Annotated in this window: 15 protein-coding genes and 2 tRNA genes; 12 read left to right on the top strand and 5 right to left on the bottom strand. The window is 49.7% G+C overall.

The features are described from left to right. Positions 1 to 2: 2 nt before the first annotated feature. The 3 genes from ACO0LN_RS00110 to ACO0LN_RS00120 are packed head-to-tail and all read left to right on the top strand — an operon-like array spanning position 3 to position 2,056. On the top strand, positions 3 to 1,304 hold the full coding sequence (locus ACO0LN_RS00110) for a PQQ-dependent sugar dehydrogenase (protein WP_422970411.1): 1,302 nt from the start codon (positions 3 to 5) through the stop codon (positions 1,302 to 1,304). Continuing rightward, positions 1,301 to 1,525 carry a hypothetical protein gene (locus tag ACO0LN_RS00115; protein ID WP_162041848.1) on the top strand — a complete coding sequence of 75 codons (225 nt, stop codon included), beginning with the start codon at positions 1,301 to 1,303 and terminating at the stop codon, positions 1,523 to 1,525. The genes ACO0LN_RS00110 and ACO0LN_RS00115 overlap by 4 nt, the downstream gene beginning before the upstream one ends. Before the next feature lie 33 nt (positions 1,526 to 1,558). Next, a complete protein-coding gene (locus ACO0LN_RS00120; protein WP_422970412.1) occupies positions 1,559 to 2,056 on the top strand; it encodes a lipocalin-like domain-containing protein in 498 nt (165 codons plus the stop codon). A gap of 116 nt (positions 2,057 to 2,172) precedes the next feature. Here the strand turns inward: ACO0LN_RS00120 and ACO0LN_RS00125 are convergent, their stop codons facing one another. The 3 genes from ACO0LN_RS00125 to ACO0LN_RS00135 all read right to left on the bottom strand — a co-directional run bounded on the left by ACO0LN_RS00125 (position 2,173) and on the right by ACO0LN_RS00135 (position 3,793). After that, complete coding sequence (locus tag ACO0LN_RS00125) at positions 2,173 to 2,643, bottom strand: GNAT family N-acetyltransferase (RefSeq protein WP_422970413.1); 471 nt, start codon at positions 2,641 to 2,643, stop codon at positions 2,173 to 2,175. 111 nt (positions 2,644 to 2,754) lie between these two features. Continuing rightward, a complete protein-coding gene (locus ACO0LN_RS00130) occupies positions 2,755 to 3,303 on the bottom strand; it encodes a cytochrome b (protein WP_422970414.1) in 549 nt (182 codons plus the stop codon). A 94-nt stretch (positions 3,304 to 3,397) separates the two neighbouring features. After that, positions 3,398 to 3,793, bottom strand: coding sequence for a hypothetical protein (locus ACO0LN_RS00135; protein ID WP_422970415.1), 396 nt, complete (start codon positions 3,791 to 3,793; stop codon positions 3,398 to 3,400). 131 nt (positions 3,794 to 3,924) lie between these two features. Between ACO0LN_RS00135 and ACO0LN_RS00140 the strand changes: the two genes are divergently transcribed. From ACO0LN_RS00140 to ACO0LN_RS00170, 7 genes are all read left to right on the top strand, one after another. Further along, positions 3,925 to 5,031 carry a TonB C-terminal domain-containing protein gene (locus ACO0LN_RS00140; RefSeq protein WP_422970416.1) on the top strand — a complete coding sequence of 369 codons (1,107 nt, stop codon included), beginning with the start codon at positions 3,925 to 3,927 and terminating at the stop codon, positions 5,029 to 5,031. A gap of 9 nt (positions 5,032 to 5,040) precedes the next feature. Then, entirely contained in the window at positions 5,041 to 6,330 is a 1,290-nt protein-coding gene (gene tolB, locus ACO0LN_RS00145; protein ID WP_422970763.1) for a Tol-Pal system beta propeller repeat protein TolB, read from the top strand. Between the two features lie 34 nt (positions 6,331 to 6,364). Further along, positions 6,365 to 6,892, top strand: a complete 528-nt coding sequence (gene pal, locus ACO0LN_RS00150) for a peptidoglycan-associated lipoprotein Pal (protein WP_422970417.1) — start codon at positions 6,365 to 6,367, stop codon at positions 6,890 to 6,892. A gap of 134 nt (positions 6,893 to 7,026) precedes the next feature. Further along, positions 7,027 to 7,788 (top strand): tol-pal system protein YbgF, encoded by a 762-nt coding sequence (gene ybgF / locus ACO0LN_RS00155; protein ID WP_422970418.1) that lies wholly within the window; start codon positions 7,027 to 7,029, stop codon positions 7,786 to 7,788. 172 nt (positions 7,789 to 7,960) lie between these two features. Further along, positions 7,961 to 8,036 (top strand) — tRNA-Lys (locus ACO0LN_RS00160). Between the two features lie 64 nt (positions 8,037 to 8,100). Then, positions 8,101 to 8,176: transfer RNA gene (locus ACO0LN_RS00165), tRNA-Lys, on the top strand. Positions 8,177 to 8,318: 142 nt separating this feature from the next. After that, positions 8,319 to 8,651: an SMR family transporter gene (locus ACO0LN_RS00170; RefSeq protein ID WP_422970419.1), complete on the top strand. Its 333-nt coding sequence runs from the start codon at positions 8,319 to 8,321 to the stop codon at positions 8,649 to 8,651. 28 nt (positions 8,652 to 8,679) lie between these two features. Here ACO0LN_RS00170 and ACO0LN_RS00175 read toward each other — a convergent pair whose 3' ends face one another. Beyond that, positions 8,680 to 9,276 carry a hypothetical protein gene (locus ACO0LN_RS00175; RefSeq protein ID WP_422970420.1) on the bottom strand — a complete coding sequence of 199 codons (597 nt, stop codon included), beginning with the start codon at positions 9,274 to 9,276 and terminating at the stop codon, positions 8,680 to 8,682. Between the two features lie 348 nt (positions 9,277 to 9,624). Here ACO0LN_RS00175 and ACO0LN_RS00180 point away from each other — a divergent pair, with 348 nt between their 5' ends. Beyond that, on the top strand, positions 9,625 to 10,497 hold the full coding sequence (locus ACO0LN_RS00180) for a class I SAM-dependent methyltransferase (protein WP_422970421.1): 873 nt from the start codon (positions 9,625 to 9,627) through the stop codon (positions 10,495 to 10,497). Positions 10,498 to 10,649: 152 nt separating this feature from the next. Further along, on the top strand, positions 10,650 to 12,107 hold the full coding sequence (locus ACO0LN_RS00185) for a Ppx/GppA family phosphatase (RefSeq protein ID WP_422970422.1): 1,458 nt from the start codon (positions 10,650 to 10,652) through the stop codon (positions 12,105 to 12,107). Positions 12,108 to 12,179: 72 nt separating this feature from the next. Here the strand turns inward: ACO0LN_RS00185 and ACO0LN_RS00190 are convergent, their stop codons facing one another. After that, the gene (locus tag ACO0LN_RS00190; protein WP_422970423.1) at positions 12,180 to 12,695 is read right to left on the bottom strand and encodes a hypothetical protein; all 516 of its coding nucleotides are present in this window, start codon (positions 12,693 to 12,695) and stop codon (positions 12,180 to 12,182) included. Between the last annotated feature and the right edge of the window lie 64 nt (positions 12,696 to 12,759).

The following is a 12,759-nucleotide window of genomic DNA, read 5'->3' on the forward strand; positions in this document are numbered from 1 at the left end:
GTATGCCAAAAGACCAAAGCGAGCGCACGGCCATGCATGCCTATGTGCGCCATCTTAATTTTCCCAGCAGTGTTGCTGTTTCCCCTGCGGGGCAGGTATATATTGCAGAGACGGGTTTGCCATTTGATGGTGCTGCCAAAGGCGGGCGGGTACTCAGTGTCAATGATGATGGCAGCGTGCAGGAATTATTGAATAATTTGCGCCAACCAGTGAATGGTCTGGTCTGGCATGACAACAGCCTTATTATCTCTGAAGGCGGTTACCCAGGCCGCATCAGCCGCCTTGATATTCATAGCGGTAACTGGACAGTGTTGCTCGACTATTTGCCCGGCTTTGGTAATTACCACACCAATATGGTGGCGGTAGGGCCGGACAATAAAATGTATTTCGGCCAGGGTGCCATGACCAACAGCGGCATCATAGGCACGGATTCGCACGACCTGGCCTGGCTGCGTGAAACCAGGCATGCGCCAGATATACCTGGCTATGACATTGAGCTCAGTGACCATGTAGCGACAGTCACCGACCCTGAAGGTCAGCAAATTTCCACCAGCGCATTTGCCCGCTTTGGGCAAGTGCACGCAGGTGGAACCCGCTTGCAAGGCCAGAGACCATGCACGGCCAGCATCATGCGTTGTAATCTGGATGGTTCAGACCTGGAACTGGTAGCCTGGGGCATACGCAATGCCTTTGGCTTGTTATTTCTACCGGATGGCAGGCTTATCGCAACCGAACAGGGTACGGATGTACGCGGTGTGCGGCCAGTCTGGAATTGCCCTGATTTTCTGTTTGAAGTAAAACCAGGTGCCTGGTATGGCTGGCCAGACTTTCTCGGAGGCTTACCCATAAACGCGCCTGTTTATCGCAATCCGCAAGGTGAAGGCCAGGCCTTTGTGCTGGCTAATCATGCAGAACTGCCAGCGCCAGAGATGCCCTTGCTGGCCTTCGATGTCAATGCCTGTGCAGTCAAGATGGCGCAGATACCTGCCGGGCTGCGCCATGCTGGCGATCTCATCGTCACGCAATTTGGCGATGAACGTCCCATGACCGGGCCGCCGGGGCCAAGAGTAGGGCGTAATCTTATCCGTGTAGATACCAGCGACTGGAGCAAGCATGCATTGCCGGCTTTGGCGTCTGTACCATGGCACCGGCCCATCGATGTCGCTTTTTCGCCAGATGGTGCATTCATGTATGTGGTCGATTTTGGTGATTTTGAATTCACCGCAACAAAAGATATACGCGCACGCGCCGCTAGCGGCTGTGTCTGGAAAATTTCTGTCAATAATATGGAGCTGACATCATGAGCCAGGTTTCATTTGAAAAAGATATTGCGCCGCTGTTCAATCAGTTTCGTGCATCCATGATGTGGCGGCTGGACCTGACCAAATATGATGATGTCAGGCTGAACGCTAGCATGGTACTGAACCAGTTACAGGGCGGCATGCCACCACCGCCTTATCCACCTTTTACCAAAGAACAGGTTGCGATGTTCCAGACCTGGATCAATGAAGGTTTTCCCAAATAGCTTGTTCACACAAAATTGTGGAAGGAAATTCACATGAGCCTCAACGCACAAACCCTCGTCGGCAGTTGGGAAATGGTCGAAGCCTGGGACATAGGTGACGACCCCAGCGACCCGACCAAGAAAACCTACCCCTGGGGTAATCCGTCAGCAGGTTACTGGGTGTATGACAAGAGCGGCCACTTCAGTCTGATGATCTCGCAAAATCCGCCGCTAGCGATACCAGCAGACCCTTTCAGCGGTCAGCCACAATCATCCTGGCTGACGCCGCAAAAGCCCTGGGAAGTGCCACATTCCCTGCTGATAGACAGCTTCGCCACTGCCAGCCCGTATGCGTATTTTGGTACCTATACGGTAGAGATGGATACCAATCACCCGCATCTGGGCGGTACGATCATCATGAACGTATTTGCTGACGTCATGCGTGCCTATACCGGCACAGTGCAAAAACGCAGCTTTGTGTTTGATGGCAAGGATTATTTGAATGTAGGTACGCCAGGCCAGTATTTGCGACGCTTGAAGCGGCTGACGTGATTTTATGAAAGTGAACATGCATGTATAAAAGTCTTATCCAGGCCTTACCTTGGTGCAAAGCAGGGTAAGGCCTGGTTTTTGGTTGCATCAAGTATTGCCGGTAAAATCCATATCGTTCACAAGTCAGCCAGCTTACGTAGAGCGTCACCCTGTACACGGCGTACCATCATATGGTTGGCCTCTACAGCGCCAATGGAATCATAAAATTCCTTGCTCATCTGCTTATCCTTGACGGTCAGCCATTCTATCCTTGAGCATCCTGCATCAACAGCAATACTGGCGAGATGCTGCATGATGGTCAGGCCAAGTCCCTGACGCCTGAATTCAGGCCGCACATAGATGGCTTGCATATACATGTCGCGCACGCCAGCAAAAGTGCCCCATTTCCAGGAGTAAATGACGAACCCTGCAATAGTTTCATCCACCATGACAAATTTGGCAGAGACGGCTGGATGGTCACCAAACAGGGCCAGTTCAATTGCTGCTGCATCTGTGCGAATTTCGGCTACACCATCGCTCTTCCCCAAGTCCATGAGCATATCCAGCAAGGTGTTGATATCCGTCGTCGCGAGGTCTTTAAATTTCATTTTTTTGGCCAATGATATTTTCTTCAAGAGCTCTGCAAGTAAGCCAGATCGTTCACCTCCGTCAGTCTTGCCTGAGCTTGAACATGGAATGATGCTGCGTTAAACGCTCAATCACTTGCCAAGCATGCGCTTCAAGGTAGCATCTCTGTCTATAAAGTGATGTTTGAGCGCGCCAGCTATATGCAAGAGTATCGCTGCAATCAGGATGTAGCCAGCTGTCTGGTGCAAGCTTTCACCAGTCTCAGCCCAGAATTCGCTATAGGCCAATGCCTGGTCCGGGTTGCCTGGCATATGTTGGGCTGGCACGATGACCAGACCAAAGATGCCAAAGCCATGACCGCTGGCACCAGAAAACAGCATGCCGCTCATGGGCAAGGCCAGTGTGGCAATGATCAACACCCATTTGATGATTTTTGCCAGGCGCTGTTCAAGCTGCGTATAGTCTGCCGCCGCTGCTGGCCAACCATTTTTGATGCGCCAGAAAACGCGCAACAGGGCAACAAATAAAACCAGCACACCCACGGATTTATGAACCGGGTACAAAGCCCAGGCCTCGGCACGTGTCATATATAAGCCTATAGCGCATAGAGCCATGATGATTATTGCCGTGATCCAATGTAAAGAAATCGTGATCTTGCTGAGCTTATCTGCGCTGTCCATTGTCATGTCCTTGAATTTGTAAAGAACTGGATGGACATGCGATGACATTGAAAGTTTCAAGTTAGCTCGCAAACATTCAGGATTTTTATGGCACTTATCTGGATAGATGTTCCCTGAGCTGGATAACATTGCCTTCCGGGTCATAGCCATCGCAGATGCGGTAATGCTGGAATTCCCATTCGTAGTTCTCTGCATCTATCCTGCCACCAAGCTTGGCGGCCACATCCCTGGCTTTGCTGATGCTGGCAACAGGCAGCATTAATTTGATCGCAGTGTCTGACCTTGGCTGTGGCGGGACCAAAATTTCGAAGGTGTTGGCAATCTGCGGCGGGATGGCATGAATAACCAACTGAAAATGCGGCAACTCGAAAATCGTATAGTCGTCATTTGCGTGGGTGGCGGTCGGCCGCAGGACTTGCTCGTAAAAACCGCTGAGCTTGCTCAGGTTCTTGGCATAGATGACGGCACCTGGGGTGGGTAAGTGCGACATGATAGTCCTCGGCGTGTTTAAATCGATAATCTTATGTTATTTTTTTTGATATTGTTAGCGCGCAAACCCAGGGATGTGCAAAATATAGACAGGCTAGCCCGCCTTTAATTCATCCTGAGGCTGCTGATGAAATGAGTTTTAGCACATACGCAAATCACTTACAAATTTTACACGGATTGGTTTTTTCTTATGCGTTAATATATAAAGGCCTATGCAAAGACGCCAAAGATGCTGGGTATCGTAGTTCAGTACGAATTATGAGGAAAAAGTCTTTTGCGGTTTATAATTTCAGCTGTTACAACTTTAATGTGCATTTTTTGTCACTGACATGGTCAACATTTCCGGAACCAAGTCGGGCAAATAAAGTCTTAATGACTATGAATCAGGTTTCCAAGCAAGTACATCCGGATTTTCATCAGCATCAGAAGGGGCAATTGCGATCCATAGCGCTGGCCGCCCTTGTGCATGTCGTTTTGTTAAGTTTTTTATGGATAGGTGTGCGCTGGCAAAACAAGGAAAGCAGCGCAGTAGAGGCGGAGGTCTGGGATACGACCACCCGTGAAGCTGCCCCCAAGCCCGTTCCTGTTCCAGAGCCTGTCGTGGAAGAAAAACCGAAAGAACCTGTGCCAGTCAAGGAGGAAGTGCGTCAGGAAGACCCTGAAATTGCCCTGGCGCAGGAAAAAAAGCGTAAATTGCTCGAAAAGAAAAAAGAAGAAGAGCATCAACGCGAACTCGCTGAGAAAAAACGCAAGGAAGAGCAGCAGGAAAAACTTGCCGAGCAAAAACGCAAGGAAGAAAAACTGGCTCAGGAAGCTGAGAAAAAGAAACTGGCCGCCAAAGAAAAAGAAAAAAGCGATAAATCCTTTAAAGAAGAAATGGCACGTGTCACCAAACAGGCCGCAAATGCGGGTAGCGGCGGTTCTGGCACCAGCGAAAAATCTACTGGCAATAACAGCGGTGATCCAGGTTATGGCGCAAAGATCGCAGCCAAGGTCAGATCCAATACAATTTTCGGTGGAATCGATAGCACGGCGGGTAATCCTACAGTGGAATACATGATTAACCTATTGCCAGATGGATCACTCCGTGGTGCAATACGCAAAGTTAAATCCTCCGGGATTCCCAGTTTTGATGAAGCGGTTGCAGCGGGCATTACGCAATCTGCCCCATTTCCACGTGACAAAACTGGTCAAGTTCCGCCTAGCGTGAAGCTGGTTTATCGTATGAAGGAAGAATAAACACCAATGATGTCCATTTTTAAAAAAGTTGCAGTGACCGCGGTAATTGTTACCGTTACTAATTTATCCGGGTTTGGTCTTGGCCCTGTCTATGCGCAAATTACGGTTGAAGTTGCGGGCGTGGGCTCAAATCAGATTCCCATTGCCATTGCAGGTTTTTCAGACGAGGCACTAAGTCCTCAACAAGTTACCAGCATCATCAAGGATGACCTTGGTCGCAGTGGCTACTTCAAAATCATTGATGCCAACGTGGCCCTGAACGAAAATTCTCCAATCAATTTTGGTGACTGGAAAGCCAAGGGTGCCTACGCTTTGGTTGTGGGCAGTGTGCAAAGCCTGGCCGATGGTCGCTTTGATGTCCGCTATAAACTGCTTGATACTGTGAAATCCAGCACCCTGTCCGGCTTCTCCCAGACTACACCACCCAGCAGGGTGCGTCTGGCGGGACACAGAATTGCTGACGACATCTACGAAAAATTGACCGGTGTGCGCGGTATATTTTCTACGCGCATTGCCTACGTAACCAAGGCTGGCGCTGAATACCGCCTCGAAGTGGCTGATGCTGACGGTCAGGGGCCAATACCAGCCTTGCGGTCTTCTGAACCAATCATTTCCCCAGCCTGGTCGCCAGATGGTACCAAGGTTGCTTATGTTTCCTTTGAAAAGCGCAAACCAGTGATCCTCGTGCAAAACCTGATCACCGGAGATAGGACTGAAGTTGCCAACTTCAAGGGTAATAATTCGGCCCCCGCGTGGTCGCCCGATGGTAGCAAGCTGGCTGTGGCTTTGTCGCGTGACGGACAGACGCAGATATTTACAGTGAGTGCCAGTGGTGGCAATTTGCAAAAACTGACCTCCAGTTCTTCGATTGACACCGAGCCACAATATTCTGCCGATGGTCAGTCGATTTACTTTCTCAGTGACCGGAGTGGCGGCCCGCAAATCTATAAAATGAGTGCAAGCGGTGGAGACCCCAAACGCGTGACTTTTACTGGATCATACAATATCACCCCAAGAATATCCCCCGACGGCAAGACTTTGGCTTATATTTCACGTCGTGATGGCAAGTTCCAGTTATATGTACTGGACTTGGCCAGCGGCCAGGAATTAAGAGTGTCTGATACCACCAGGGACGAGTCACCGAGTTTCTCGCCAAATGGACGTTACATCATGTACGCAACCGATTCTGGGCGTCGTGGCGAGTTGGCAGTAGTGTCGATTGATGGCAAGGTGAAATATAAATTACCGGTTCAGGCCGGAGATTTTCGGGAGCCCACCTGGGGTCCTTTCATGAAATAAGCGGTATTTACTATTTGATTAATCAGGAGAGAAAATGCGTATTACATCCCAATCCAAAACCCTGGCGATCTTGATTTCCAGCGTTGTTCTGATGACAGCCTGTGCTTCCAAAGTGCCACTGGAAGAAAAGAAAGTCGAAGATAAATCCACAAATACAATGGCAACAGCCAGCGCAGATACAAACACTGTGAAACAAGTCACCGCGACTGTTGATCCGCTGACTCAAGGCGCATTGGCCAAACGTAGCGTGTACTTTGACTATGATAGCTATGCCGTCAAAGAAGAGTTCAAACCAGTGGTTGATGCACACGCAAAATTTCTGGCAACGAACAAGAACCGTAATATCCTGGTTCAAGGTAATACCGATGAACGCGGCGGCCGTGAATACAATCTGGCGCTGGGTCAAAAGCGTGCAGAATCTGTACGCAAATCACTGACTTTGCTGGGTGTGTCCGATGCGCAAATCGAAGCAGTTTCTTTGGGTAAGGAAAAACCAAAGGCAACTGGTAGTGACGAAGCCTCCTGGGCAGAAAACCGTCGCGCAGATATTCTGTACAAGTAATCCGGTATTTGAAAGCCTCTGTTGAGGCTTTCTTTGTATTTGGCGCTGCATTTTGTGCTGGTGCCCCGAATGATCGTGTGAAGCAATAATTCGGGATGCGAGCGTGCAGCGCGTATTCATTTTTTCAGATTGCCATGAAACTTAACTCCATACGCACCACCATTCTTGCTGCCGCGCTGTCTTGCGCATTTTTGCCTACCATGGCGTCTGCCGGTATATTTGACGATGATGAGGCGCGCAAAGCCATATTGGATTTGCGGGCAAAAGTGGATGCGGTCAACGCCAGGCTGGATTCCAGGCTGGAGACCAAGGCAGACAAGGGCACTGCACTGGAGCTGGCAAATGAAAATGAAGCGCTACGCGCAGAAATTTCCAAATTGCGCGGCCAGATAGAAGTCTTGTCGAATGATGTGACAAATGCCCAGAAGCGCCAGCAGGATTTTTATGTGGATCTCGATAATCGAGTCCGTAAGCTGGAACCCAAGCGCGTGACAGTCGATGGCCAGGAGGCGACTGTAGATCCCACTGAGCAGCGCACCTTTGAAGCTGCTGCGGCTTTGTTCAAGGCTGGCGACTATAAGGCGTCTGTTCCTGCCTTCACCAACTTCCTGGCAAACTACCCTCAATCCGCCTATGCAGGATCGGTGCAATACTGGCTGGGGCTTTCTTACTTTACCCAGCGCGACTTCCGCAACGCGATATTGAGTATGCAGCAAGTAGCAAAAAATTATCCAGATCATCCCAAAGCACCTGATGCGTTGTTGAATATGGCCGCCTGCCATATCGAGCTCAAAGAAAAACCTGCGGCCAAAAAAGTGCTGGAAAGCGTTTTGGCCAAATACCCGGATACTGAAGCTGCGCAGGCAGCCAAAAATCGTTTGGCGGGATTGAAGTAAGCTAGCCTCATAGCGGCGTTGCTGAACGGCGACGCCAAAATCTCCTGCCTTGCATACTGTCCTCCCTATGGCAGGACAGGAAAATCAGGCCTGCCTGACAGGCCTGTCCTTTCTTATTCCAGTAACGCCGTTGACAGAGTACCTGGAACATACTATAATTTTGGTCTTTCGGGGGTCGTTAGCTCAGCTGGTAGAGCAGCGGACTTTTAATCCGTTGGTCGCAGGTTCGAATCCCGCACGGCCTACCACGAATCACAAAGACTTGGGTCGTGTTACTAAGTCTTTAAATTTTTTAGCAGTTGCAATAATTTTGGGTCGTTAGCTCAGCTGGTAGAGCAGCGGACTTTTAATCCGTTGGTCGCAGGTTCGAATCCCGCACGGCCTACCAAGATATATAGCAAAAAGCCAACCTTATGGGGTTGGCTTTTTGCTTTTCTGCATTTGGCATTTCCTCAATAAATTGAGTTTGAGTATTGTCGCTGGTATTTCAATTGGGCGACTTACCTGCAACAACTTCAGGAGCTGGCATTATGAATAAATGGCTGTTACTAGGCATTGCCATCATTGCTGAAACTATCGCTACTTCATCATTGAAAGCGAGCGAGGGGTTTGCCAGATTGTGGCCATCAGTTTTAGTGGTACTGGGATATGGTTTGGCGTTTTATTTCCTGTCCCTGACTCTGCGTGTGATACCTGTGGGTGTGGCTTATGCAGTCTGGTCTGGCGTTGGCATCGTGCTGGTTACTCTTATAGGATGGTTTTTGTTTGAGCAAAAACTGGATATGCCTGCCCTGATTGGTATCGCCTTCATCATGGCTGGTGTGATTATCATGAATGTATTTTCCAGGGCTGCGGCGCATTAAATTACCGTAGTCCTTGATTGTAAGCGCTTCAGGCGCGCTGCCAGTGCATGACCCAGTTCTCTTGCCAGCTTTGCCCCTGGTCGCTTGAGATGCTCTGGTACCAGCGGCAGGAATTGCTGGTGATTTGGTCCCAGATGCCACGTACCAGTATGGCTTGTTCTCCGTCCTTGTATGCTGATTCCCAGGTGCCTACGCCATTAACAAAGCTGCCCACGGATGGTGCTGGGGTCAATACGCCATTTTTTCCATTGACCCAGTAGTCAGCCCATAACTTGCGTTCTGTATCGAGCAGCCTCAGGCCCATGCCGCTGAAGTCGCGTGCGGGGATGCGCAGTTCTTCTACGCTGGCAACGCCACCAAGTATTTCAATGACACTGGCTTCACCTTCAAAAATATCCCATTCCTTGTCTTTCAGGCGGCGGTGTTTGATTTTCCAGTTGCCAGACAAGAAGTGAAAGTCTCCGGGCTTGCCTGTTGCAGCTGGAGTGGCTTGAGATGAAATGGCCGCTGTTGTTTGTATTGCCGTTGCTGTTGCGGCAAGCCCTGCAGCCAGTTGTAGCAAACTGCGGCGTTTCAGATCGGAGGGGTTTGTCGGTTCAATTTCGATTTTGGCGATGGTGCTCATAGGGTGTCCTTGCTTATTGATCAGGGTGGTGTGTGTTGCTGTCACCCATCCTGCTGGTGACGGACAAAGCTTAAATCGTTAATAGGCTATTATTTATCCTAATTGTTTGCCCTTATTATTTGCCCTAATTGTTTGCCATGATGCATGCTTGCCCTTTGATAATTGCGTAATTGACACAGACTGTGTCATCCATGCTTTTGAGGGGGAAATTTCTCTGAAAGACTGTTAAGGTAAATTACGACCTGATTTGACATCGACTGTGTATGACGAAAGCCTGTTTTTTTTGTCGGGTAAGTGCTTATGCCTTATCATGCTGGACCTTATGTTAGTGCACGATGAATGAAAGCCATGAAAAAGAAAACTGCCAGTATCGCCCCTGCGGATAAGTCGGAAAAGCATGAAATACGCCCTGGCCAGTCGCTGGAGTTGCTCAAGGAGCTGCACATCCTCACGCGTGATGGCAAGATGAACCAGGATAGCCGCCGCAAGCTCAAGCAGGTTTATCATCTGTACCAATTCATAGAGCCTCTATTGCAGAAATTGCAGCAAGACCATGCCGATATCAGTCTGGTGGATCATGGTGCGGGCAAGTCTTATCTGGGCTTCATCCTGTATGACCTGTTCTTCAAATCTGAGCAGGCGCAAAGCAAGGCCAGGATTTATGGCATAGAAACACGTGATGAACTGGTGCGGCGCTCCACCGAACTGGCACAGCGCCTGGATTTTCCGGGCATGTCTTTTTTGAATTTATCTGTTGCCGATTCGATTACTTCATCGGCTCTGCCAGAAAAAATCGATATTGTCACGGCCTTGCATGCCTGCGATACAGCGACAGATGATGCAATACAGTTTGCCCTCAAGAAGAAGGCCCAGTTCATGGTACTGGTACCTTGTTGTCAGGCAGAAGTCGCGGCAGAGTTGCGCAAGTCCAAGGGTGATGCAGTAAAAAATAACCCTTTGTCAGAAATGTGGCGTCACCCCATACACACGCGCGAGTTCGGTAGCCAGATCACCAATGTACTGCGTTGTTTGCAACTTGAGGCGCATGGTTATCAGGTCAGGGTCACAGAACTGGTAGGATGGGAGCATTCAATGAAAAACGAGCTCATCGTGGCAGAATACAAGGGCTTGCCAGCCAAACGGCCAGCAGAACGTCTGGCTGAAGTGCTGAAGACCACAGGGCTGGAAGCCATGCAGAGAAGATTTTTTGTACAGTCTTGAGCAATTTGTGGCACTCAGACCACCGCAGTTTATCAAGGTCACTGTATGGTCATAAAAAATGATTAATATCATTTATGCTTATTCTGTAATTCACCTGTTTTTTCGGTGCGTTTTTTGATTGTCATATTCACACTCAGTAAAGGATAGAAAACATGCTGGCCGCCGTTGATCTGGGTTCCAACAGTTTTCGCATGCACATTGCCAGGCATGAAGGCGATGTCATCAAAGTCATCAAGAGCGCGCGCGACCCGATACGTCTTGCAGCGGGCCTGGATAAAAATGGCAACCTGACGCCAGATGCTATGCAGAAGGCGATTAATTGCCTGGCGCGCTTTCGTGAAATTCTGAATGCCTATCCGGTAGAAAGCGTCAGGGTGGTCGCTACCAATACCATACGCATCGCAAAAAACGCCGCGCAATTATTGCCGCTGGCCGAGGCTGCCATAGGTTGCCCGATTGAGGTAATTTCTGGTGAAGAAGAAGGGCGTCTGATCTATATCGGTGTATCGAATGCCGTGGCAGTGCCAGGCGAGCGTCGCCTGGTCCTTGACATCGGTGGTGGCTCGACTGAGGTGATACTCGGGCATGGGCATGAGATTTTGAAGGTCGAATCCTTCAGCATAGGTACGGTCAAGCATAGTGCCAGTTTCTTCCCTGACGGACGTTTGACGGATGCCGCATTTGAAGCTGCCATTCTGTCGGCCCGCTCGATGTTTGAAGATGCGGCGCCACCTTACCAGCCACAACACTGGCGCAAGGCTTACGGCTCATCAGGTACCATGCGGGCGATTTCTGATGCCATCAGTAAAGGTGGCCTCGGTGATGGCAGCCTGACTCTGAAGAGCCTGAATGCACTCAAACAATATTGCGTCCAATGCGGGCAGATAGATCAACTGGAGTTAAGCGGCATCAAGCCTGAGCGAGTCGCGATGGTAGTGGGTGGGCTGGCCATACTGATAGGCTTGATGACAGAATTTAATATCAGTGTCTTGCTGCCTATAGAAGCAGGTTTGCGCATGGGGGTGATGTGGGATTTGTACCTGCGCGCCACCAGGCGCGACCGCCGTGAAGTTGCCGTCGAATCCTTTGCGAATTTATTCCGTACTGATATGTCGCGGGCGAACCGCGTCGCAGACATGGTCAAGTCCCTGTATTTGCAATTGAAACCTGCTGGCGACACCTATGTGCGCTTATTGCAATGGAGTGCAACCCTGCATGAAGTCGGCATGGCGATCTCGCATACCGGTTATCACAAGCACGGCGCTTACATGATAGAGAATGCCGACATGGCGGGCTTTACCACACGTGAGCAAAGAGTGATGAGCAAGCTCATCCTCAGTCAGAAAGGCAATCTGCGCAAGGTCGGTGATGGTCTGGCTGACCAGGATTTTGCCAAGGCGGTGTTGGCACTGCGTCTGGCAGTGATGCTCATGCATTCACGCGCTGAAATTGATTTTGAAGATGTGCGCCTGAAAATGAAGGGCAGGGTTGAGCTTGAAATGAAACGCGACTGGGTCAGTGTCCACCCCACAGTGGCTTACTGGCTGCAAAAAGAAATTGAAGCCTGGCGTGAGATAGGCATAGATTTTCTGGTCAGGGCGAACGTGTAATTTTCCTGCGTACTGCTTACCACTCCTTGCCCTCACGAATTGTATCTGGCAAGCTGGGGTAAGCAAATGCAATCAAATGCAATCCGCCACCATGATGGACCTGAACACGCTACCCAGGCGCTTGCCTGATTTGTTATAGGCCTCGAAAAGTATCGTGCCACCAAATTTGTTGGCTTTACTGCCTGCACCACCGACCATATCGTAATAATGCACCTTGCTCACTTCCTTTAGGAGGAATGAAACGAGCGGTTTTTCTCCGGCATACGGGTCTTGTTGCAATTTATGGATATGAATGAGGGCGGTCTCTGCTTCATTGAGCTTGCCAAAAGCGTCTGAGTACGGATCTGTCTCATAGTCCAGTGCAGGTGATATCAGATACTCTTTCATCTTGATATCCTGATTGGCGGGCTTACCATCAATTTTCCCTGCCAGCTTGCCATCTGCCAGTTTGTCTATCTGTATTTCAAACTGGTGCTTGCCATTCCCAAAATCAGGGAAATTGGCGCGGCATTTTAATACTTCATCTGCGCTTGCAAGACTGGCGAGCAGACTGCCTGCGATCACAAAAATATACTTGAAGGTATTCATCATGTCCTTACTCATAGGTTTGCCTGAATGCGGGCTATAAGGATGACATAGTCTGTATCTAATG

The sequence above is a fragment of the Undibacterium sp. TC9W genome (assembly GCF_049339865.1).
In the GTDB taxonomy this organism is placed as follows: domain Bacteria; phylum Pseudomonadota; class Gammaproteobacteria; order Burkholderiales; family Burkholderiaceae_D; genus Undibacterium.

What these genes read in the sequence shown, in the direction of transcription:
- ACO0LN_RS00110 (WP_422970411.1), top strand. Translation starts at nt 3, where the DNA reads ATGCCAAAAGACCAAAGCGAGCGCACGGCCATGCATGCCTATGTGCGC.
- ACO0LN_RS00115 (WP_162041848.1), top strand. Translation starts at nt 1,301, where the DNA reads ATGAGCCAGGTTTCATTTGAAAAAGATATTGCGCCGCTGTTCAATCAG.
- ACO0LN_RS00120 (WP_422970412.1), top strand. Translation starts at nt 1,559, where the DNA reads ATGAGCCTCAACGCACAAACCCTCGTCGGCAGTTGGGAAATGGTCGAA.
- ACO0LN_RS00125 (WP_422970413.1), bottom strand. Translation starts at nt 2,643, where the DNA reads ATGAAATTTAAAGACCTCGCGACGACGGATATCAACACCTTGCTGGAT.
- ACO0LN_RS00130 (WP_422970414.1), bottom strand. Translation starts at nt 3,303, where the DNA reads ATGGACAGCGCAGATAAGCTCAGCAAGATCACGATTTCTTTACATTGG.
- ACO0LN_RS00135 (WP_422970415.1), bottom strand. Translation starts at nt 3,793, where the DNA reads ATGTCGCACTTACCCACCCCAGGTGCCGTCATCTATGCCAAGAACCTG.
- ACO0LN_RS00140 (WP_422970416.1), top strand. Translation starts at nt 3,925, where the DNA reads ATGAGTTTTAGCACATACGCAAATCACTTACAAATTTTACACGGATTG.
- tolB (WP_422970763.1), top strand. Translation starts at nt 5,041, where the DNA reads ATGTCCATTTTTAAAAAAGTTGCAGTGACCGCGGTAATTGTTACCGTT.
- pal (WP_422970417.1), top strand. Translation starts at nt 6,365, where the DNA reads ATGCGTATTACATCCCAATCCAAAACCCTGGCGATCTTGATTTCCAGC.
- ybgF (WP_422970418.1), top strand. Translation starts at nt 7,027, where the DNA reads ATGAAACTTAACTCCATACGCACCACCATTCTTGCTGCCGCGCTGTCT.
- ACO0LN_RS00170 (WP_422970419.1), top strand. Translation starts at nt 8,319, where the DNA reads ATGAATAAATGGCTGTTACTAGGCATTGCCATCATTGCTGAAACTATC.
- ACO0LN_RS00175 (WP_422970420.1), bottom strand. Translation starts at nt 9,276, where the DNA reads ATGAGCACCATCGCCAAAATCGAAATTGAACCGACAAACCCCTCCGAT.
- ACO0LN_RS00180 (WP_422970421.1), top strand. Translation starts at nt 9,625, where the DNA reads ATGAAAAAGAAAACTGCCAGTATCGCCCCTGCGGATAAGTCGGAAAAG.
- ACO0LN_RS00185 (WP_422970422.1), top strand. Translation starts at nt 10,650, where the DNA reads ATGCTGGCCGCCGTTGATCTGGGTTCCAACAGTTTTCGCATGCACATT.
- ACO0LN_RS00190 (WP_422970423.1), bottom strand. Translation starts at nt 12,695, where the DNA reads ATGAATACCTTCAAGTATATTTTTGTGATCGCAGGCAGTCTGCTCGCC.